This window comes from Lutimaribacter marinistellae, assembly GCF_042648365.1.
Lineage (GTDB): Bacteria > Pseudomonadota > Alphaproteobacteria > Rhodobacterales > Rhodobacteraceae > Lutimaribacter_A > Lutimaribacter_A marinistellae.
Genome location: NZ_JBHRXI010000049.1, coordinates 487,771 through 488,543 on the forward strand (window position 1 = coordinate 487,771; position 773 = coordinate 488,543).

The 773-nt window shown below is 63.5% G+C and carries 2 protein-coding genes; one reads left to right on the forward strand and one right to left on the reverse strand.

Annotated features, from left to right (window positions below):
- On the forward strand, window positions 1-328 hold a 328-nt coding region (locus tag ACFORG_RS23670; RefSeq protein WP_386738075.1), incomplete at its 5' end, for a transglutaminase-like domain-containing protein.
- Window positions 329-443: 115 nt separating this feature from the next.
- Here the strand turns inward: ACFORG_RS23670 and ACFORG_RS23675 are convergent.
- Window positions 444-773 (reverse strand): hypothetical protein (locus ACFORG_RS23675; protein ID WP_386738076.1); only part of this gene is annotated, 330 nt, incomplete at its 5' end.

Below are 773 nucleotides of genomic sequence, written 5' to 3' on the forward strand. Positions count from 1 at the left end.
GCACCTCGTCTGTGCCTTGTCGCGGGCTTCGGGCATACCGGCGCGCTATGCCTCGGTTTACGGGTTGGGTGTCGATCCGCAGGATTTCCACGCGGTGGCCCAGGTGTGGCTCGACGGAGACTGGCATCTGGTGGATGCGACGCAGATGTGCAGCACCGCCGAGATGGTTATGATTGGCGTCGGCCGAGATGCGTTTGACGCCCCGTTCATGGAGACGGAAGACGAAGCAAATCTGCTCGCACAGACTGTGGCAGTCAGCCGAATAACGAGAAACAGTGTCCGCGGTCAGTTCGGTGGTGAGCAACGCAGCATCGCGGGGCGCGGTTGAACTTCCGAATAGAGCCGGTTGTCCTCTGGCGGCGTAGGCTCCAACTTCGAAATCCCTTGCAAGACCTTAAGCCGATCCAGCAGCGAACCCTGGTTATCGTTGCAGGCTGTTCACCCTATCCGAAGAAATCGTAATCATAGGCCCCCACGACGCCGCTTGTGTTGAAGGCGAAATAGTCGATGGTTTCGGGGAGGTGATCGGTTTCGGCGTCCTGGCTTGTGTCTTCTTCCACGGACACGTCGAAGCTGCCCGCTGTGCTGCCGTTGCCGCGCGCCCAGGCCGGGTCTCTGCCGACATAGGTCGAAACCCCGGCCACGACATGCGCGCCGCCGTCAAGGCTCGTGCCCAGCGGCACGGTCGCGGTCGCGTCGGTCACCCCCGGGACCCGGCCCGCCAGCCACTCGAACCCGCCCGTGCTGCCGCGTCCCGCCTCCAGCGCCACCCA